Annotated in this window: 16 protein-coding genes and 2 pseudogenes; 9 read left to right on the forward strand and 9 right to left on the reverse strand. The window is 64.4% G+C overall.

The window, feature by feature from the left end; translation table 11 throughout:
- Positions 1–138 precede the first annotated feature (138 nt).
- The 3 genes from Q0D45_RS03335 to Q0D45_RS03345 all read right to left on the reverse strand — a co-directional run bounded on the left by Q0D45_RS03335 (position 139) and on the right by Q0D45_RS03345 (position 6146).
- On the reverse strand, positions 139–879 hold the full coding sequence (locus Q0D45_RS03335) for a hypothetical protein (RefSeq protein ID WP_293388497.1): 741 nt from the start codon (positions 877–879) through the stop codon (positions 139–141).
- Between the two features lie 119 nt (positions 880–998).
- On the reverse strand, positions 999–3182 hold the full coding sequence (locus Q0D45_RS03340; protein WP_293388500.1) for a YjbH domain-containing protein: 2184 nt from the start codon (positions 3180–3182) through the stop codon (positions 999–1001).
- Between the two features lie 54 nt (positions 3183–3236).
- Positions 3237–6146: an SLBB domain-containing protein gene (locus tag Q0D45_RS03345; RefSeq protein WP_293388503.1), complete on the reverse strand. Its 2910-nt coding sequence runs from the start codon at positions 6144–6146 to the stop codon at positions 3237–3239.
- Between the two features lie 223 nt (positions 6147–6369).
- On the opposite strand from Q0D45_RS03345, the gene Q0D45_RS03350 reads away from it, so the two are divergent.
- On the forward strand, positions 6370–6639 hold the full coding sequence (locus tag Q0D45_RS03350; RefSeq protein ID WP_293388506.1) for a hypothetical protein: 270 nt from the start codon (positions 6370–6372) through the stop codon (positions 6637–6639).
- A 96-nt stretch (positions 6640–6735) separates the two neighbouring features.
- On the opposite strand, the gene Q0D45_RS03355 is transcribed toward Q0D45_RS03350, so the two are convergent.
- Complete coding sequence (locus Q0D45_RS03355; protein WP_293388509.1) at positions 6736–7434, reverse strand: YjbF family lipoprotein; 699 nt, start codon at positions 7432–7434, stop codon at positions 6736–6738.
- 179 nt (positions 7435–7613) lie between these two features.
- Between Q0D45_RS03355 and rlmKL the strand changes: the two genes are divergently transcribed.
- Positions 7614–9896, forward strand: coding sequence for a bifunctional 23S rRNA (guanine(2069)-N(7))-methyltransferase RlmK/23S rRNA (guanine(2445)-N(2))-methyltransferase RlmL (gene rlmKL / locus Q0D45_RS03360; RefSeq protein WP_293388512.1), 2283 nt, complete (start codon positions 7614–7616; stop codon positions 9894–9896).
- Between the two features lie 128 nt (positions 9897–10024).
- Positions 10025–10384, forward strand: a complete 360-nt coding sequence (locus Q0D45_RS03365; RefSeq protein ID WP_293388515.1) for a DUF1428 domain-containing protein — start codon at positions 10025–10027, stop codon at positions 10382–10384.
- 73 nt (positions 10385–10457) lie between these two features.
- On the opposite strand, the gene Q0D45_RS03370 is transcribed toward Q0D45_RS03365, so the two are convergent.
- From Q0D45_RS03370 to apbC, 4 genes are all read right to left on the reverse strand, one after another.
- On the reverse strand, positions 10458–10751 hold the full coding sequence (locus Q0D45_RS03370; RefSeq protein WP_293388518.1) for a GIY-YIG nuclease family protein: 294 nt from the start codon (positions 10749–10751) through the stop codon (positions 10458–10460).
- A 277-nt stretch (positions 10752–11028) separates the two neighbouring features.
- Positions 11029–11595: a dCTP deaminase gene (gene dcd, locus Q0D45_RS03375; protein ID WP_022975460.1), complete on the reverse strand. Its 567-nt coding sequence runs from the start codon at positions 11593–11595 to the stop codon at positions 11029–11031.
- Between the two features lie 41 nt (positions 11596–11636).
- Entirely contained in the window at positions 11637–12254 is a 618-nt protein-coding gene (locus Q0D45_RS03380; RefSeq protein WP_293388523.1) for a hypothetical protein, read from the reverse strand.
- A gap of 17 nt (positions 12255–12271) precedes the next feature.
- Positions 12272–13366 (reverse strand): iron-sulfur cluster carrier protein ApbC, encoded by a 1095-nt coding sequence (gene apbC / locus Q0D45_RS03385; protein WP_293388525.1) that lies wholly within the window; start codon positions 13364–13366, stop codon positions 12272–12274.
- Positions 13367–13440: 74 nt separating this feature from the next.
- Here apbC and sbcB point away from each other — a divergent pair, with 74 nt between their 5' ends.
- A complete protein-coding gene (sbcB, locus tag Q0D45_RS03390) occupies positions 13441–14886 on the forward strand; it encodes an exodeoxyribonuclease I (RefSeq protein ID WP_293388527.1) in 1446 nt (481 codons plus the stop codon).
- A 42-nt stretch (positions 14887–14928) separates the two neighbouring features.
- Here the strand turns inward: sbcB and aqpZ are convergent, their stop codons facing one another.
- Positions 14929–15639 carry an aquaporin Z gene (aqpZ, locus tag Q0D45_RS03395; RefSeq protein WP_293388529.1) on the reverse strand — a complete coding sequence of 237 codons (711 nt, stop codon included), beginning with the start codon at positions 15637–15639 and terminating at the stop codon, positions 14929–14931.
- 133 nt (positions 15640–15772) lie between these two features.
- Between aqpZ and metG the strand changes: the two genes are divergently transcribed.
- The 5 genes and pseudogenes from metG to Q0D45_RS03420 form a co-directional block, all read left to right on the forward strand.
- Positions 15773–17887, forward strand: coding sequence for a methionine--tRNA ligase (metG, locus tag Q0D45_RS03400; RefSeq protein WP_293388532.1), 2115 nt, complete (start codon positions 15773–15775; stop codon positions 17885–17887).
- Positions 17884–18267, forward strand: coding sequence for a hypothetical protein (locus Q0D45_RS03405; RefSeq protein WP_293388535.1), 384 nt, complete (start codon positions 17884–17886; stop codon positions 18265–18267). Before metG ends, Q0D45_RS03405 begins: the two co-directional genes overlap by 4 nt.
- Positions 18264–18917, forward strand: a complete 654-nt coding sequence (locus Q0D45_RS03410; RefSeq protein WP_293388538.1) for an RnfABCDGE type electron transport complex subunit B — start codon at positions 18264–18266, stop codon at positions 18915–18917. The genes Q0D45_RS03405 and Q0D45_RS03410 overlap by 4 nt, the downstream gene beginning before the upstream one ends.
- A 7-nt stretch (positions 18918–18924) precedes the next feature.
- A pseudogene (gene nth / locus Q0D45_RS03415) lies at positions 18925–19563 on the forward strand (endonuclease III); the annotation flags it as partial.
- Positions 19564–19659: 96 nt separating this feature from the next.
- Positions 19660–19845 (forward strand): annotated as a pseudogene (locus tag Q0D45_RS03420) (EF-P beta-lysylation protein EpmB); the annotation flags it as partial.

A 19845-nucleotide genomic window follows, 5' to 3' on the forward strand; every position in this document is an offset into this window, starting at 1 on the left:
TGGCCCCGTCTTTCGCATGCCGGAATCCGGCGGACGAGGGAACATTTACAAGTTCCGGACCAGACGCGATCGCGACGGTTTTGCGTCGCGGCCCGGGAGCGCGCAGCGGCTTGTTGGCCGCCGCGCGCGACCATCCATTTAAGGCAGCGTGACCGGCTCGATGCTCAGGTCATAACCGTAGGCATGGCTGGCCACGCCGACGCCGAGCGGCAGCGGCATGGGCAGAAAGCCGCCCTTGGCTTGCAGCACCGTGCCGGTGCCGATCTTGGCGCTCTGTGCGCTGTAGTGACCTTCGATCACCGCGGTCACCGCGCCGTTCTGCACCCGGAACAAGCGCGCCGACGCCGCCGCGAACTTCAGCACCGGGCCGGTGACCACCGTGCTGGTGTTCAGACGCGTCCGCGGGCCGGCTGCCTGGGTCTTGCCGCTGCGGGTGCCGAGCAAGGACTTCACGCTGACGTCGACCATGCCCAGTTCGACCAGATCGCCGAATCCGAGCGCCGCGAAACTGGCGGCGGTCTTCGTGCTTTCGGTGATCGCCCCCAGGAAGATGCCGTAAGCCAGGATGCCGTCCGCCTGCAGCGCCAGCGGCGGCACCACCTCGACGAAGGAAATCACCTCATCCGTCGGCCGCCCCTCGCCGCCATCGGCGCAGGACGAGCCGGACACGTGCACCGAAGCCCGCCGTCCATTGCCAGGAAATGTGAACCCGGCCGGCAGCAGATCGGCAAACCGCGAAGCCGGATAGTTCAGCAGCACGGTCTGCTCGGCGCAGTCGCTGAAGTAAAGGAAATTCGCCGGCACTTGCAGCGGCGGCTGGGCGCCGACGCTGGCCGAAGCAATGGCGAGCGCGGCAACAGCGAGGAATCGGAAAGTCACGGCAATGCTCCCTGGCAATGGTGGATCAAGGTTTGCGATCGCCTTGTCCCGGCGATTCCAGGGATTGTGTGCGCCGCCACGGGAAATATCTTCCCCGTCCTGCAGGACAGGGAATCGCCCTAGCGCACCACGTCTGCCCAGTCACCGACGATCCGCTCCGGGTTGCCGGCGTCGGTGGCGCCGTAGAGATCGACGCCATCGCGGACTTTCTGGCCGCCGTCCCGGGTCAGCGGACGGAACAGGAAGCTGCCGTAGCCGCGCGTCGAGCGCTGGAAGAACAGATCCAGCGGCATGCTGACGAAGAAGCCCTTGTCGAACGAGCCTTCGCCGAACTTGCTCGCCGACACGTTGGTGAAGGTTGCGAACGCGCCGAGCGTGGCGCCACTCTTGAACTCGCGAGCGATCTCGACGGTGGTGCCGTAGTCCTTGGCCAGGTAGCGGCCGTAGCTGATCTTGGTGCGCAGCCGGTACCACGGGAATGCGTAGTAGAAGTTCACATGGCCGGTGGCGACGCGGTAGTCGCGGAAGTTGAAGCGCACCGCGTAATCGCGCTGCTGCACGACGTTGGCATTGACGCCCAGCGCCCAGCGCTGGAAATGCGGCCGCCACAGCAGTTCGCCAGCGACGCCGCCGTACATGTCTTCGAACAAGCCGGCGGAAGCGCGCGCGTAGACACCCGAAGAGATCGAGGTGATGTAGTTCGCTTCCAGCTTGGTGACTGCCTGCTGACCCTGCTGCAGGTAATCGACGATGTCGCTGCGCACGCGCGGTAGCTGGCTGTTCGATTCGAGGCGGATGTTCTCGAAGTTGTTCAGCAGGTTCAGCGACACCGTGCCGCTGAGGCTGAGCTTCTCGGTGACCCGCACATCGCCGAACACCCGCCACAGGATCTGGCCGAAATAGAAACCGTCCGGCCCACCGATCTGCTGGCGCACGCCCGGTCCCATGTCCCAGCTGAACGCCGGCATCTTGACCAGATCCTGGGCGTCGGCTTCGGCGTGATCGGGCTGCACCGGATCGAGATCGGCGCTGTAGCGCACTTCTTCAGGGCTGCCGCGATACTCGGCGATCTTCTCGAACTCGCTGCGTTGCACGGCCAGCCGCCAGCTTTCGACGCCGGCATCGACGCCGATCACGGTGATCCTGTCGACCCAGGGCGGCAGCACGGCGCTGGTGGCGCGCACGGTGCGGCCGGTGGTGGTCAGCGCACTGCGATAGCGCCCCTGTTCGACCCAGATGTAGACCTGCCGCCGGTCCACCTCGACATCAAAGGCCGATAGCGTGAAATCCTGTTCCTTCAGCGCTTTCTTGACCTCGGCGAGCAGCGCGTCGAATTCAGGCTTCGGCAGCGGTACCGGTGCCTCGACGCCGATCGTCGCTGGATCACGTACCGCGATCTTCGGCAGCGGTGGATCGAGCACCTTCGGCGGACCACTGCCGGTCTCGAAATTGGTGCGCATCGAGACCCGAAAAGTCAGGAGGTCGCCACGCTCGTAGCCGATGCCGGCGCGGAAGTTGTCGGTGATCGCGTAATCAGCGCCGAAATTGACCGGCAAGCTCTGCCGGATCGACGAGCCGGTGCCGCGTTCGTTGCTGTAATCGTTGCCGTCGTACTCGGCTTTCAGGCTCAGGCCGTTGAGCGGCGTCTGCCATTGCACGCCGCCGAAGACGCCGACGGTGCGGCCAGTGAACAAGCGGCCAACGCCACTGCCGCCTGGCGTGCTGGTCGACGTACCGGTGCCGGTGCGGTCGCGATCGAAGCGGCTCGACAACTGGCTCAGCGGATTGCGCAGATCACCGCCTTCACCCAGACGCCCCCAGCCGAGGCCGAGGCTGAAGTCGAAGTCGTACCAGCGCCGGCTGGCGACGAGGTATTCACCACCAAAGACGCCGGTACCGCCGAAATCCTGGATGCCGATCGCCAGTGCCGGCGTGTTCGGCCCTTCTTCGAGCAGCCGCAGCTTGAACGCGAAGCTGCGGTCCTTGTATGACTGCGCGCCGCTGAACGATTCCGGGCCGTAGGGACGATCGGTGACATCGGTATAGCGGAACACCGCTTCGAGAAACGGCAAGGGCTGCGCGAACAGCTGGATCTGGTTGTACGGCTTCACCACCGAGATGCCACCGCCGAAGCTGCCTTGCTCCATGAAGCGGGCGCTCGGCGTCTGCAGCAAACCGACGCCGCCGAAGTCATTGAGATCGACGAAGCCAGCCGCCCGGGCCTGGCTCAGGCTGACGGCGGCCGTGGTCAACACCAACGCCACACCGCTTAGCCGCCGCGGACCTGGCATCAGGGCAGTCATGTCAAACGAACAGCGAGGGCCGGATGGCGAACGGTGCTTCAGGTGAGCAGTCGATCAGTTGCGGCTGATGGTGGCCAGTGCTGCGGCCGAGATCGCGAGATTCGACAGCAGGCCGAACAACCGCTCCGAGAACGCCACCAGGTTGAACGGCGCAGCGTCGCGCGGCACGACGATGACGCTGCCAGGCGGGATGTCCTGAGTCTGGTAGTTCCAGAAGCTGTTCCTGAACTTCTTCGCGGTGCCATTCGGCAGGATCACGAACACGCGGCCATCGTCGGACGCTTGCGAGTAACCACCGGCGCGCTCGATGTAATCCTTGAGCTTCGCGCCCGGCGCGAACGCCAGACTGCCGGGGTTCAACACCTGGCCGATCACCGTCACCGAGATCGGCCGCTTCGGGACTACCAGCAGATCGCCCGGTTCGATCACGGGATCGATTTCCGGGCGCGCTTCGAGAATGGCCGGATCGGCTTCGATAACCACACGACCTACCGCGTCAGCGTTCTGCAGCCGCGCGATCACGGTGCCGAGGAACTGCGCGGAATTCGACGCATCCTTGCCTAGTGCACCGCTGGTGACGGCGGTGACCATCGCTTCCTGCAGATCGCTGGCGGCACGCCGGTAGGACTCGCGTTCAGCGTCACGGGCCGCCACGCGGGTGAACACCGCGCCATACGGATAAGCGTTCTGGGTCACACCACCGGCGCGCTTCATCAACTCGCTCAGGCGCTCGCCGCGCAGGATGCCGTAGGAGCCCGGGAAGCGGAACTCACCCATCACCCGCGCCGTGCCCACTTCCTGGCCGAGATACAGCGGCTTGAAGTTGAACAGGTCGCCGGGATTGACCGAGAGCGCCAGAGTCGCGGCATTGCCGACATTCAGCGTCTGGTAGCTGGACTTGCCGTTCTTCAACGCCGCGTCATAGGACACGAACTCGACATTGGCGGCATCCGATTCGTTGCTCAGTCCACCGGCGGCATCGATCAGCGTGTTCAGCGGCGTGCCGCGAGCGATCGGATAGATACCGGGACGGCGCACTTCACCGTAGACCGCGGTCGATTCTTCAAGCAGGTACTGCAAGGCCCGGGGTGCGGCGCGAAACAGGTCCGGGCAACGATCGTGATCGACATCAACGCGAGTCATCAGCTTGTTCTCGCGGGTGTTCTCGGCCGTATAGGCCTTCAGAAACCGGGCAGCGCGTTCGGAATTGGCGACGTCGGCAATCAGCTTCAACGCTTCACAATCGCTGGCCGTCTTGGCACTGCCGCTAGCCACCGCACGGACTTCCTTCGAGTCGAGAAAGGCAATGTCTTCGCGGGTAAGGATCACGATGCGGTCATCGCGCTCGAGCGGAATCGCCGCACTGGCGGGATCGACGGCGATGCTGACATTGAAGCTGATCCAGCCGCGCACACCGGTCGCCGAATTGGTGCGCTCGATCAAACCGAGCGGCAGATAGGCCTCGGAGCGCGCATCGCTGGACTTGATCTGGGCGGCGCCGAGCAGGCTGCGTAGATCGTAGCCACGGCTCCACTGGTACGGGCCCGGATACTTCACATAGCCAATGACCCGCACCTTGTCGTCGATCGCCGCAGCCACCGGGCCGACTCTGAGGAAATCGCCATCGCGAACCGGCAGACCGAGATCGGCAGCCTTCGACAGCTCGATCTGGCGAATCGAACGGCGGTTACCTTCATAGCGCTCGATCTGCGCGGTGCTGGTGTTGACCGTGGCCAGCAGACCGCCGGCCAGTTGCACGATCGCACCCAGCGTCTGTTCGCCATCAAGCTCGTAGATCGCCGGCCGCTTGACCGCGCCGGCCACCGAGACGCGCGCGCCAACCGGTGGCACGAACACCACGTCGCCAGGCTGCAGGCGCAGATCACCGGTGGAATCACCGCGCAGCAGCAGGGAATACAAATCCAGCGTCTGCAGCAGGCGGCCGTTGCGCTTCAGCTGCACCTTGCGCAGCGAACCGACTTCGGTGATGCCGCCACCGACGAACAGCAGATTGGTGATCGTCGCCAGCGAACTGATCGTGTAGGAACCGGGCTGGCGTACGTCACCAAGCAGGAACACCTGAACCGAACGCAGTTCGCCGAGCGAAATGCTCGATTGCACGCCGATCAGTTCTCGGCTCACCCGTTCCGAAAGCAACTGGCGGACGTTCTCGAAACGCTGGCCGGCGACCGCGATCGGGCCCAGCTTCGGAAAATTGATCTGACCATCCCGGCCGACCAGCAGGCTGTAGTTGCCGTTCTCACTACCGAACAGTTGCACGCGTACCGAATCGCCCGGGCCGACGACGTAATCAGCCGGCACCGGAATATCGGTGGCCGGGGCGAAGGTGGTGGCACCGGCGATGAACAGATCCTGGCCGAACGGGCGCAGTGGCAGGTCTTCACTATCGCCGTACTCGACCGGCAGTTTCAGACCATCCGGGAATCGGTCGGCGTCGCGATAGCCAGCCTCGGGCACGCAGTCCTGTTGATTGCTGCCGTTCGAAAACGGCTGTCGCGTACCTGATGCCTGCGGATACCGACTGGTATTGGGGCGGCCACTATTGCCGCGGTCCGCACCGGCCAGTTGGCCGTTGCCGAGAGGACGGCAGTCCGGCAGACGCTGCTGACTCGAGCCGTTGCTGTAGGCATTACGGCTGGAATAGTTGCTGCTGCCAGAATTATTGTCGTTGCGAACGTCGGGGTTGTCGCCCGTCCCGGTCTGAGTCGACAATTTCTTGTCGCGGAAACTGCCATCGGGCGAGGCCACCGCGCCACCGCTGCTGGCACCGCTGGTGCCTAGCGCCTCAAGGGCGCGCTGCCGCTGCTCAGGCGTCAACTGATCGATCGACGAGGGATCGAACGGCAACTGAGCTTGCGCAGCGGCCCACGGCAGGCAGGCGATCAGCAGGCCGGCCACGAAGGCGGAGGCAGTCGGGTAGATCCGCGTTCTCACAATGGGCATGAATCCGTTCAAGAAGATTGAAGTATCGCCAGCAGCGCCGGCGGATCGTAAGGATAACGGCTCGGCTACGCCACTGCGGAATAATCGGCTGCGGCGTGTTGTCGCTACCGCAGGGCATTCAGCGCTGGACGTTGCCGAACCTGACAGCTATCCTGACGGCAGTCTCGATGCACCTCCAGCTGGGGCGTCCCGAGTCGCCCGAACCTCTCAGGAGCTTACAAAAATGAAGCATGTAGTCACCGGATTGACCCTCGCCCTGCTCGCCGCCACCTCCACCATGGTGTCCGCTGCCGACCCGGCTCCCGCTGGTGCTGCGGGCAGCGTTGAAAAGGCTTCGACGTTTGCCAATGGCAATGTCGCCACGATCATCGCCATCGGCGCTGGCGCCGCTACCGGCATTGCCGTCTACGTGCTGGGTGCCAGCGATGGTGCCAACTCGACTTCGACCTCAACGGCGACGGCGACTTCGACGGCCACTGCAACGACCCGCTAAGGGCGTCACAGCGACAAGAAAGCCGCTCTTCGGAGCGGCTTTTTTTATGGGGGTCTGCCGATGGGCTGACAGTGATTGCAGCCGATCACCGCAGCTTCAGACCGCGTCGGGCGGTGGCTCGATGGCCGGTCTCAGCACTTCCATCGTGATCGCCGCCACTTCCGGACAGTATTGCTGGCGGGATTTCAGCATCAGCCCGCTGTCGACATCGAACCAGTAGCGGTTCTCGGCTTTCCAGCGCCATTTGCCGACCTTGATGTGCTCGCTCAGCATCACGGTGCGCCGGGTGCGGCCGACCAGGGTCAGGGTTTCCTCGCCGAGCCATTCGCAGCGCGATTCCACCGGCACGCTGAAGTCATCTTTCGGGCGCAGATCGATGATGCGGCCGACTCGCGAATCTTCAGTGCCAGGCACACGACGCAGCACCGGCAACAGCGAATCGGCGCCGGTCCAGCGGGTACTGAGCAGATCGCGCGGCATGCCGATGGTCTTGACCAGCCGGCCACGCTCGGTGATCAGCACCACGCGATCGGCCGATGCCCAGTGCAGCTTGGCGCCGTTGATGTTGGCCAGGATCATGATCACCGGCGCACTCCCGCCGATGCGCACGCCCATGCTCGCGTAGGGAATGTCGTCGATCTGCGCATTGGTCAGCGCATAACCATCGCTGCCGAACAGACTGCCAGGCTTCTTGAATGGCGCCCCAATCAGCTGCAGCGATGGGCTGGCGCAGCCGGCAGCCAGCAATCCTCCGACCGCGCCCAGCCCCGCGAGCAGGACTCGGCGGCGCTTCAAGAACGGATCAGCAGCGGCTTCAGAGGGTTGTTCGAAATGGGGCATCGGATGGTCGATGACGATCACCGGTAAAATGCGGGCAGGCAGTGTAACCGCTGCGAGTATCGTGCCAGTCGATGGCACTGCAATGAAATCCTGCGGCCCCGTCCGCTGCCCCTGCCGGACGCCTGCCCCCTGCCGTGACTGACGAAACCTCGACCCTCTCCTCTACCAGCCAGCCGTCCGCCCCCTTGCCCGGCCCGCTGTTCGTCACCTGTGCACGTGGCCTCGAGCCGCTGCTGGTCGACGAGCTGAAAACCCTGGGTTTGAGCGAAGTCGCCGAGCGCGGCGGCGGTGTCACCGCCAGCGGCACCTGGGCTGATGCCTATCGCGCCTGTCTGTGGTCAAGACTGGCCAGTCGCGTGCTGCTGCCGCTCGATTTTTTCGAGATCGCGGATGCCGACGCGCTGTATGAAGGCGCCAAGCGCATCGACTGGACCGCCTGGTTCGACGTCGATTCCAGCTTCGCGATCGATGTCGCCGGCCGCTCGAACACCGTCACTCATACCCATTTCGCCGCGCTCAGGGTCAAGGACGCGCTCGCCGATCGCTTTCGCGACGTTCACGGCCGCCGGCCGAACGTCGATGCCGACGATCCCGACGTGCAGATCCACGTCCATCTGCATGGCGCGCAGGCCACCGTCAGCCTCGATCTGTCCGGCGAAAGCCTGCACCGGCGCGGCTATCGCCTGGCGACCGGCGGCGCGCCGCTGAAGGAAAACCTCGCTGCGGCGATCCTGATCCGCAGCGGCTGGCCCGCGGTGTTTGCCCGTGGCGGCAGCCTGTTCGATCCGATGTGCGGCTCCGGCACCCTGCTCCTCGAAGCGGCCCTGATGGCCGGCGATGTCGCCCCCGGCCTGATGCGCACGCGGCACGGTTTCCTGGCACTCAGCACCTGCGAGATCGATAACTGGCGCGCGTTGATGGATGAAGCGAAGGCGCGCCGGGAAACTGGCGCCGAGCGCATTCCGACCCTGTACGGCGCCGATCTCGACCCGGCCGCGCTGAAAGCAGCGCGCGGCAACATCGAACGCGCCGGCCTGGCCTGGAAGATCAAGCTGACCGAGGCCGATGTCTCCCTGATGCGGCCGCCAACGGCGACGCCAGGCCTGGTGGTCACCAATCCGCCGTACGGCGAGCGCATGGGCAGCGAGGCCGAGATGGTCAAGCTGTACAGCCTGCTCGGCGCGCTGCTGAAGCAGCATTTCCACGGCTGGCGTGCCGGCGTGTTCACCGGCCGGCCGGACCTCGGCCCGCGTCTCGGCCTGCGCGCCGAGCGGATGTATGCGTTCTACAACGGCGACCTGCCCTGCAAGCTGCTGACCTTCGACATCGCCGCGCGCGATCCGGATGCCGCGCTGCCGGCGCAGATCGTCGACGGCGATTTCGCCAATCGCCTGCGCAAGAACCTCAAGCACCTCGGCAAATGGGCCAAGCGCACCGGCGTCAGCAACTACCGCCTGTACGACGCTGACCTGCCCGACTACGCGCTCGCCGTCGACCTGTATCAGACCGATCAGCTCCATGTGCACGTGCAGGAATATGCGCCGCCAAAGACCATCGATCCGGTCCACGCCGAGCGCCGCCTGCGTGAAGGCCTGAACGCGATCCAGCAGGTGCTGGAAGTGCCGATCTCGAACATTCATCTCAAGGTGCGGCGCCAGCAGAAGGGCGATTCGCAGTACGGCCGCCAGGGCGAAAGCGGCGCGCTGCATGTCGTCGACGAACACGGCTGCCGCCTGCAGGTGAACTTCACCGATTACCTCGACACCGGCCTGTTCCTCGATCACCGGCCGATGCGGATGCGGATCCGCGCCGAAGCGCAGGGCGCGCGCTTCCTGAACCTGTTCTGCTACACCGGCTCGGCGACTGCGCAAGCGGCGGTGGGAGGCGCGATCGAAAGCGTGTCGGTCGATCTGTCCAACACCTATCTGGACTGGGCGCGCGAAAACCTGCGTCTGAACGGCATCCGCATGGTCGATGTCGAGCGGCGCAGCGCCAAGGAAAACCCGCATCGCTTCTATCGCGCCGATTGCCTGGCCTGGCTCAAGGAACAGGCCGACAAGTCCCGCCCGCCGCAATTCGACCTGATCTTCTGCGACCCGCCGACCTTCTCGAACTCGAAGAAGATGGACGGCACCCTGGACATCCAGCGCGACCATGTCGAGATCATCACCCTGTCCGCGCAACTGCTGGCGCCGGGCGGCGTGCTGTACTTCTCGTGCAATCGCAAACGCTTCAAGCTCGACGACCTGAAGCCGCACGGCCTCGATGTCGAGGACATCACGCCGAAAACACTGGACGAGGACTTCAAGCGTCCACCCGCGGCGCATCGCGCCTGGGCGATCCGGAAGGTCGGCGCCGTCTGGCGTCTGGCCGGCCAGACGGCAGAAACCAGAATTCAAGGAAAAGCAAAAGCTTAGGAACTTCTTTCGAGAAACTCCGGGATCGCTGTCGATTTCGTGGGCGGCCGTTCGACGTAAAGACAGAAGCGCAGAAAATCGCTTCAAACCTTGCCCGAACCCAAGCAGCCCCCTCGAGAGGAACAGCCATGAATTACGTCGACGGTTTTGTCATCCCAGTTCCGAAAGCCAAGCTGGACGCCTATCGCGAACTGGCCGAAAAAGCAGCCGCGATCCTGCGCGAACTCGGCGCGCTGGAAGTCCGCGAATGCGTCGCCGATGACGTCAAGGCCGGCGTCCACACCTCGTTCCCGCAAAGCGTGCTGCTCAAGGACGACGAGGTGGTGGTGTTCTCGTGGATCGTCTTCGAATCACGGGAAGCGCGCGACAAGATCAACGCCGCATTCATGGCCGACCCGCGCATGGCCAGCATGATGGATCCCAGCAGCCATCCGTTCGACAGCAAGCGGATGTTCTTTGGCGGCTTCAAGGTGCTGGTTGCGGCTTGAGTGGCGCCTACCCCCCATTTTCTTTGTCATACCGGCGAAAGCCGGTATCCAGAGTCGGAAAGGACCTCGGCAGCTAAGAAGCGATCACCTCGTAAAGATCGCGCCACTGCGGATTGCTGCTTTCAATCAACTCCAGCTTCCAGGCCCGCTTCCATTCCTTGATCTGCTTTTCGCGTGTGATCGCCGAAATCGAATCAGGATGCGGCTCGAACCACACCAGCCGATGCACCTGATAGCGCTTGGTGAATCCCGCTACCTCATCATTGCGGTGCTGCCAGATGCGCAGAACGAGGTTCGACGTGACGCCGACGTAAAGCGTGCCATTACGTTCGCTGGCCAGAATGTAAACGTGGAAATGTTTTTCCATTCAGCGCCTCCAGGCTGCACTTCGCCGCGGCCCACTACCGGAGGCATGACATTCGTCCGCATTCTTCCTGGCCCTGGATACCGGCTTTCGCCGGTATGACGAGTTTAAAAAGCGGCGATCAAGTCTTCGGCGGGGCCACACCCGTCTGCCCCTGGTACTTGCCGCCACGGTGCAGACCGTCGCTACCCGGCGAGGGACCCGATGCGGCTTCATCGCATCGGGATCGACGGCAAGGCGGCGGGCTGCAGCGATCGGGGTGTGGCGGCAGCCGGCAGACTCAGGTCTTCGGCAGGGTCACGCCGGTCTGCCCCTGATACTTGCCACCCCGATCGCCATAAGACGTCTCGCAGATCTCATCGCTCTCGAAGAACAGCATCTGCGCCACGCCTTCGTTGGCGTAGATCTTCGCCGGCAGGGTCGTGGTGTTCGAGAACTCCAAGGTCACGTGGCCTTCCCATTCGGGTTCGAGCGGGGTGACGTTGACAATGATCCCGCAGCGCGCATAGGTGCTCTTGCCGAGGCAGATGACCAGGGTCGAACGCGGGATGCGGAAGTACTCGACGGTGCGCGCCAGCGCGAACGAGTTCGGCGGGATGATGCAGACGTCGGACTTCAGATCGATGAAGCTGCGCTCGTCGAAGTTCTTCGGATCAACGATCGTCGAATTGATGTTGGTGAAGATCTTGAATTCGTCCGCGCAGCGCACGTCGTAGCCATAGCTCGAGGTGCCGTAGCTGACGATCTTGTTGCCGTTGGCGGTCCGAATCTGGCCGGGTTCGAACGGCTCGATCATCCGGTCGCTTGCGGCCATGCGCTTGATCCACTTGTCTGACTTGATGCTCATCGGCGGCGGGTTCGGTCTGGCTGCGGGGTTTCGGAACGTGATTATCGCCGGTGAAGCACTTCCAGGTCTTCGACCCAGATGACTTCGCAGGCACCGGCGCCGGTATCGTCACGGCGCAAGGAGCTGCGGATGCGCATGCCGTTCGGCGCCACGGCTTCGACGAGCCGCCCGCGCAAGCGGATCAGCTGACCACGCCTGAGAGCCGAAATCCGCCGCGCAATCACCGGTGTCGCCGGGATCAGGTGCATGTTCGCCGCACTATTGATGATCTGCCGCTCGGGAATCGGAAACTGGGCGACGTGCCAATACATGAAGCGCCCGCTCTGGCTGAGCTCGATCTGCGCCAGCACGGCGCTATCGGACATCGCACCCCAGCCGAGACCGACGTCGACCGGCACCAGCCCGGCCAGCCGATCGAAGCGATAACTTTCGGTGGTCAGCACGCGGGCTTCGAGCGCGAAACCGGCCAGCGGCGTCAATCGGTAACCGCGATGCTCGAACGGTGCAGCCTCATCGCCTGAGAGCGCGGTCTGCGCCGGGACTTCAGCGACCAGCACGCCCGGCGGCTGTTCGACTTCGCGATGCGTCCAGGCATTCCAGCCACCCCACGCAGCCAGCGCCAGCGCGATCCAGACCCAGCTGACAGACCGGTTCAGCATCGCGGAGCGAACACGTATCAGTCGTCGCTGATCGACAGGTTCGGGAAGGCCAGTTCGCCAGCCACGCCATAGGCCAGACGCGCGGCGGCGAGACGGGCGATATCGCGGTAGCGCAGGCTCAACTCCGAGCGAGGATCGGCGGCGACGGTCGGATTGCCGCTGTCGGCCTGCAAGCGAATGCGCATGTCGAGCGGCATCTGGCCGAGCAGCTCGGTGCCCGCTTCACGCGCCAGCTTGTCGCCGCCGCCGGTACCGAAGATCGCCTCTTCATGGCCACAGTGGGTGCAGACATGGGTCGCCATGTTCTCGACCACGCCGAGCACCGGAATGCCGACCTTGCGGAACATCTCCAGGCCTTTGCGGGCATCGAGCAAGGCGATGTCCTGCGGCGTGGTGACGATGACGCTGCCGGCCACCGGGACTTTCTGGGAAAGACTCAGCTGGATATCGCCGGTGCCCGGCGGCATGTCGACGATCAGGTAGTCAAGATCGTCCCAGACGGTGTCGGTCAGCATCTGGGTCAGCGCCTGTGTGGCCATCGGCCCGCGCCAGACGGCCGGCTGGGCATCGTCCTTGAGCAGGAAACCGATCGACATCGCCTGCAGGCCGTGGGCAATGATCGGGTTGATGCGCTTGCCGTCCGGCGAGCTCGGCCGCTCGCGCGAACCGAGCATCAGCGGCTGCGAAGGCCCGTAGACATCGGCATCGACGATGCCGACCCGCGCGCCCTCGGCCTGCAGCGCCAGCGCCAGATTGACCGCCACCGTCGACTTGCCGACGCCGCCCTTGCCCGAAGCCACCGCGAGAATATTGGCGACGCCGGGCAGCGGGTTCAGGCCTTTCTGCACCGCCTGCGGCAATACGCGACAGCCGATGCGCACCTGGACTTCGACCCCACAGGCGGCCAGCAGCAACGCTTTCACGTCATCGACGATGCCGGCCGCGATGCCAGCTGCCGGGAAACCGAGTTCGATCGCAACCTGCGGGCTGTCGCCCGGCGCCACGTCGACCAGGCATTCGGCAATGCATCCGGCACTGACCAGGCCGCGGCCAATCAGTGGATGAATGTAGCGATCGAGCGCAGCAAGCAAGGATTCGCGGGTAGCGGGCACGGGCGGTTCACGAACGGTGGAAAGGCTGCGCTATTGTCTCGCATTCCGCCGCCCTCGCCCGTCCGCATCCGCTTATGAGCTTCAGCTTCGTCTGGCACGACTACGAAACCTTCGGCACTGACCCGGCTCGCGATCGCCCTTCGCAGTTCGCCGCGCGGCGAACCGATGAAAACCTGGAACCGATCGGCAAGCCGCTGGTGATCTTCTGCGCACCCGCAATTGACGTGCTGCCGCATCCCGAAGCCTGCCTGATCACCGGCATCACGCCGCAGCAGGCACGCGATGAAGGGCTGCCCGAGTACGAGTTCGCGCGCCAGATCGACGAGCTGTTCAGCGTGCCCGGCAGTTGCGCCGCCGGCTACAACTCGATCCGCTTCGATGACGAAGTCACCCGCTATCTGCTCTATCGCAACTTCCACGAGGTCTACCTGCGGGAATGGCGCGGCGGCAACTCGCGCTGGGACCTGATCGATGTCGTCCGCCTCTGGCATGCGCTGCGGCCGCAAGGACTGGAATGGCCGGTCGGCGACAACGGCGCCACCACTTTCAAGCTGGAACGGCTCAGCAAGGCCAACGGTCTGGTTCACGAGAAAGCCCATGACGCGCTCAGCGATGTCGACGCCACGATCGCCGTTGCCAAGCGCCTGAAGACCGCGCAGCCGCGGCTGTTCGAACACGCGCTTAAGCTGCGCGACAAGAAGTTCGCCGCGACCCTGCTCAACGTCCACGAGATGGCGCCGGTCGTCCACGTGTCATCGAAGATCCCGGCGATGCGCGGCTGCATGGCGGTGATCGCACCGATCGCGATGCACCCGACCAACAGCAACTGCGTGCTGACTTTTGATCTGAGCTGCGACATCGACGAACTGCTGGAACTCGATGCCGACGATCTGCGCGACAGAGTCTTCGCGTCGAACGATGATCTGCCCGATGGCCTGACTCGCCTGCCGCTGAAAGGCGTGCACCTCAACAAGTCGCCGATGCTGTCGCCGCTCGCCACGTTGCGCGGCCCGGATGCCGAGCGCTGGGGCATCGATATCGCCGCCTGCCTCGCCAATCAGGCCCGGCTGTTCGCCGCCGGTGACGCGCTGCGCGACAAGGTTCGCGAAGTGTTCACCCAGGAGCCGCGCGATTGGGCCGATCCGGAGCTGTCGCTGTACGGCGGCTTCCTGCCGGATGCCGACAAGCCGCGCCTGGCGCGAGTCCGCAACGCCGGACCGGACAGCATCGCCCGCCTGCACGGCAGCTTCGCCGACTCACGCTACGACGAACTGCTGTTCCGCTACCGCGCGCGTCACTACCCGGACACGCTCGACGAAGACGAACGCGCGCGCTGGCAGGACTTCGTCGCCGGCAAGCTGCGCTACGACACCGGCGTCGCCAGCCTGACCCTGAACGCCTACCGCGAACAGGTCGCGACGATGGCGGAGCGCGAAGGCAACCCGGAGCGGCTGCGGGTGCTGGCGCAGCTGGCGGTCTGGCCGGAGGAATCGGGGCTGGAGCGACTGATGCGGGGCTGAAACCCAAGCCTCCGGCTCAGCCGCTCCGATCAGGCTCGCGCCCTAGCTGTGCGGGTGAGACGAGTCGAGCCAGCGCGAAAACCCGCCGGCGACGACCGCGCCGGCAATCGGCGCAACCCAGAACAGCCAGAGCTGGGCGATCGCCCAACCGCCGACGAACAGCGCCGGGCCGGTCGAGCGTGCCGGGTTCACCGAAGTGTTGGTGACTGGGATGCTGATCAGATGGATCAGGGTCAGGCAGAGGCCGATCGCGATCGGCGCGAAGCCAGCCGGCGCGCGGGCCGAGGTCGCCCCCAGGATCACCAGCAGGAAGAAGAAGCTCAGCACGAACTCGGTGGCGGCGCTCGCCGCCAGCGTGTAGCCACCCGGCGAGTGCTCGCCGTAACCGTTCGAAGCGAAGCCGCCGGCCAGATCGAAACCGGACACCCCGCCCGCGATCACCAGCAGGATGCCGGCACCGGCCACCGCACCGAGCACCTGCGCCGCGATGTAGGGCAGCAGCTCGGCGGCCGGGAAGCGGCCGCCAGCCCAGAGGCCGATCGATACCGCCGGGTTCAGATGACAGCCCGAGATACGACCAATGGTGTAGGCCATGGTCAGCACCGTCAGGCCGAAAGCCAGCGACACGCCGGCGTAGCCGATACCCACGTTCGGCACGCCTGCAGCCAACACTGCGCTGCCGCAGCCCCCAAGCACCAGCCATGCAGTGCCGACCAGTTCCGCTGCCAGTTTCTGCCCCAGATTGACGGTCATGACGCTCACCCCCTTGGTGGAAACCCCGACAGATAGTGCACCCCCGCGCGGCAGCTTCCAAATGGCCGAGATCAAAGTCGGCGCGCCGGAGGCGCATGCGATAATCGCTGCCCGCTTCGAGTCCTTTCCAGCCATGTCCGCTCCGGCGCCACGCAAGATTCTGGTCACCAACGCCCTGCCCTACGCCAATGGCCCGCTGCACCTCGGCCACATGGTCGGCTACATCCAGGCCGACATCTGGGTGCGCTTCCAGCGCATGTGCGGCAATGAGGTGACCTATGTCTGCGCCGACGACGCCCACGGCACGCCGATCATGCTGGCTGCCGAGAAGGCCGGCGTCGCCCCGGAAACGTTCATCGCCGGCATGCAGGAATCCCACGCGGCCGATTTCGCGGCCTTCGGCGTGGCCTTCGATCACTACCATTCGACGCATTCGGACGAGAACCGGAAGCTGTCGGAATCGATCTACTCGAAGCTGAAAGCCAAGGGCCTGATCGCCAGCCGCTCGATCGAGCAGGCCTACGATCCGGTCAAGGAAATGTTCCTGCCGGATCGCTACATCAAGGGCGAATGCCCGAAGTGCGGCACCGCCGACCAGTACGGCGACAACTGCGAAAACTGCGGCGCGACCTACGGGCCCACCGACCTGAAGAATCCGAAGTCGGTGGTCTCCGGCGCCACGCCGGTGTTGAAGGAATCCGAGCATTACTTCTTCACGCTGTCGAAGCTGCAGGCCGAAGTCCAGCAATGGCTGGAAGCCGCGAACGTCCATTCCAGCGTCAAGGCCAAGCTGCGCGAATGGCTCGATGGCGGCCTGCGCGACTGGGATATCTCCCGCGACGCACCGTACTTCGGCTTCGAGATTCCAGACGCGCCGGGCAAGTATTTCTACGTCTGGCTCGATGCGCCGATCGGCTACTTCGCCAGCCTGAGCGCCCTGCTCGGCAACGACGAAGCCAAGCTCGCCGAGTTCATCGGCCCGGATTCCACCGCCGAGATGTGGCATTTCATCGGCAAGGACATCATCAACTTCCACGGCCTGTTCTGGCCAGCGATGCTGAAAGGTGCTGGTCACCGCCAGCCGACCGGGCTATCGGTCAACGGCTATCTGACCGTCAACGGCGCGAAGATGAGCAAGTCGCGCGGGACCTTCATCAAGGCGCGGACCTTCCTCGATGCCGGCTTGAATCCGGAATACCTGCGCTATTACTTCGCAGCGAAGCTGTCCGACGGAGTCGATGATCTCGATCTGAATCTCGATGATTTCGTGGCGCGGGTGAACAGCGACATCGTGGGCAAGTACGTGAACATTGCCAGTCGCTGCGCCGGATTCATCGAAAAAAGATTCGATGGCCGCTTGGCGGAATTCTTCGATGACGAGTTCGCGGATTGGTACCGCCTGTACTTCATAGAAGCAGCAAGCTCAATTCGCCAGGCGTACAACGATCGAAACTATCTTGCCGCGATCTCACAAATTATGGGTCTGGCTGACAGTGCGAATGAGTGGATTCATGATCGCGCGCCTTGGGTTCTAGCAAAGAATATTGATGCCGAGTATCCGGAGCCTGAAAAAATTTCAGCGCAACTTCATCAGGTTTGTTCGATTAGTTTGAACATTTTTCGGGTACTGACGATCTATCTGAAGCCTATTCTTCCGGAACTCTCCCGTGAAGTAGAAAAATTCTTGGCCTTAGATTCAGAGTTGAGTTGGGAGCACGTCGCCTCACCGCTCCTTGATCACAAAATCAATTCCTACAAACCACTCGCCACCCGCATCGATCCAGCCGCAATCAAGGCAATGATCGCCGCATCAACCGAAAGCCTCGCACCAACTGCCGCCGAAGTACCGAAAGCCAAGCCCGCGAAACCGGCACCGGCTGCCGTGACTGCTCCGACGACGAGCACGCCCGGCGACACCACCCACGCCAGCATCGAAGACTTCGCCAAGATCGACCTGCGCATTGCCCGCATCGAAAACGCTGAAAGCGTCGAAGGTGCGGACAAGCTGCTGCGGCTGACGCTGGACCTCGGCGCACTCGGCAAGCGGCAGGTGTTTGCCGGCATCAAGAGCGCTTACCCGCCAGAAAAACTCGTCGGCCGGCTGACCGTGATGGTCGCCAATCTGGCGCCGCGCAAGATGCGCTTCGGCATGTCCGAAGGCATGGTGCTGGCGGCCAGCGGTGATGAAGGCGGGCCGTTCCTGCTGGCGCCGGATGACGGTGCCCAGCCCGGCATGAAGGTGAAGTGAATCTCGACTTCCGGGGCAACTTCCGGCTCGACCTCCGGTTCGCGGCGAAGCTGTACTGCACCGCGACCGGTGCCGTGCTGATCGCCCTCGGCCTGAGTGCCTGGGGCACGGACCACGGGAATCCGATCATCGGCGCGATGCTGGCCGGCGCCGGGTTGTTCCTGATCGCCGGCAGCTTCGGCCGCCCGACCCGGCTGACCGCGATGCTGGCCTTGTGCGCGCTGTGCTTCGGCGGTGCTTTCCTCGCCGGGCTGGGCTATGCGCTGCTGGCCTTGGCGCTGCCGTCCTGGCCAGTGCTGCGGCTGCTGCTGATCGAGCTGGTGGCGACCCTCGTCGCCGCGACGCTGGCCCGCCGGATGTATCTCGAATCCCTGAAATGAACGGCGTCGCAATCGCCGATCTGATCACTCGCCTCGACGCGCTACTGCCGCAGACGCAGTGCCGGCGCTGCGGCTTCGACGGCTGCCGGCCCTATGCAGAGGCACTGGCCAACAACAGCACCACGCTGAACCGCTGCCCGCCGGGCGGACTGGCGACGATCACCGCGCTTGCTGCGGCGCTCGATCAAACGCCGCTGTCGCCGGACCCAACGGTATGGCCGGACGATGCGCCGCTGACGAAGGATCAGGCGCTGATCCAGACCATCGCGGTGATCGACGAGACGCGCTGCATCGGCTGCTACAAGTGCGTGCTGGTCTGCCCGGTCGACGCGATTCTCGGCGCGCCGAAGTTCCTCCATGTCGTGATCGACGAGGACTGCTCCGGCTGCGATCTCTGCCTGCCACCCTGCCCGGTCGACTGCATCGCGCTGGAAGTTCGGCCAGCCGCGCTGACACCGGCCGCCGCGATGGCCGAACGCTGGCGCAAGCTGCACGAGCGTCGCAAGGTTCGTCTGGCGCGCGAGCGCGAGCAGCGCGACGAAGCCCGCCGCCTGCGCCGCGGCGAAGTGCTGGCGGCGCAGGCGAAGGAGATCGACATCGGTGCCGCGATCGCCCGCGCGCGACTGCGCAGACAGCAGACCCGGCCCTGAATTGGTCATGAAACTGGAAAACCGCATCGAGCTGTACCGTCGCCTCGCCACCGTCAATCCGAGTCCGCGCAGCGACCTGGTCTATGGCAATGACTTCGAGTTGCTGGTGGCCGTGGTGCTGTCGGCGCAGGCCACCGATGTCAGCGTCAACAAGGCGACGGCGAAGCTGTGGCCGATCGCCAATACCCCGGAAGCGATCCTCGCGCTCGGGGAAACGAAGCTGCGCGACTACATCAAGACCATCGGTCTCTATCAGACCAAGGCGAAGAACGTCATCAAGCTGTGCGAGCTGCTGCTGGCGCGCCACGGCGGTGTGGTGCCGAACGATCGCGCCGCACTTGAGGCGCTGCCCGGCGTCGGCTCGAAGACCGCGAGCGTGGTGCTGAACGTCGCCTTCGGCGTGCCGACGATCGCCGTCGATACCCACATCTTCCGGATCGCCAACCGCACCGGCCTGGCACCGGAAAAGACCGCCGACAAGGTCGCTGCGAAGCTTGAAAAAGTGACGCCGAAGGAATTCCTGCTCAACGCCCATCACTGGCTGATCCTGCACGGCCGTTATGTCTGCAAGGCGCGACAGCCGGAATGCTGGCGGTGCTCGATCGTCGATCTCTGCGGCTACAAGGCGAAGACGCCGGCGGCAGGCGAAACCGCAACGGCACTGAAGGGCAAGCCGGTGGTCAGAAAGAAAGCTGCAGCCCGCAAATCTGCCGCGCGTTGACCAAACCCGGACAATTCACCGATGGATGACGGCCTTTCCCCAATACCGAACGCGACCCGCCCGCTGTGGCAGACGTTGCTCGCCGACGCGATCACTCGGCCGGCCGATCTGCTGGCCGCCCTCGGCATCGATCCGGCGCAGCCGGCGCTCGCCGCCGAAGCGCTGCGCGCGTTTCCGATCCGGGTGCCGCGCGGCTTCGCGGCTCGC

It is taken from the genome of Nevskia sp. (genome assembly GCF_023266035.1).
In the GTDB taxonomy this organism is placed as follows: Bacteria; Pseudomonadota; Gammaproteobacteria; order Nevskiales; family Nevskiaceae; genus Nevskia.

Coding starts and splice junctions, on each gene's coding strand:
- Q0D45_RS03340 (WP_293388500.1), bottom strand. CDS start 3,182: ATGACTGCCCTGATGCCAGGTCCGCGGCGGCTAAGCGGTGTGGCGTTG.
- Q0D45_RS03345 (WP_293388503.1), bottom strand. CDS start 6,146: ATGCCCATTGTGAGAACGCGGATCTACCCGACTGCCTCCGCCTTCGTG.
- Q0D45_RS03350 (WP_293388506.1), top strand. CDS start 6,370: ATGAAGCATGTAGTCACCGGATTGACCCTCGCCCTGCTCGCCGCCACC.
- Q0D45_RS03365 (WP_293388515.1), top strand. CDS start 10,025: ATGAATTACGTCGACGGTTTTGTCATCCCAGTTCCGAAAGCCAAGCTG.
- Q0D45_RS03370 (WP_293388518.1), bottom strand. CDS start 10,751: ATGGAAAAACATTTCCACGTTTACATTCTGGCCAGCGAACGTAATGGC.
- dcd (WP_022975460.1), bottom strand. CDS start 11,595: ATGAGCATCAAGTCAGACAAGTGGATCAAGCGCATGGCCGCAAGCGAC.
- Q0D45_RS03380 (WP_293388523.1), bottom strand. CDS start 12,254: ATGCTGAACCGGTCTGTCAGCTGGGTCTGGATCGCGCTGGCGCTGGCT.
- sbcB (WP_293388527.1), top strand. CDS start 13,441: ATGAGCTTCAGCTTCGTCTGGCACGACTACGAAACCTTCGGCACTGAC.
- aqpZ (WP_293388529.1), bottom strand. CDS start 15,639: ATGACCGTCAATCTGGGGCAGAAACTGGCAGCGGAACTGGTCGGCACT.
- metG (WP_293388532.1), top strand. CDS start 15,773: ATGTCCGCTCCGGCGCCACGCAAGATTCTGGTCACCAACGCCCTGCCC.
- Q0D45_RS03410 (WP_293388538.1), top strand. CDS start 18,264: ATGAACGGCGTCGCAATCGCCGATCTGATCACTCGCCTCGACGCGCTA.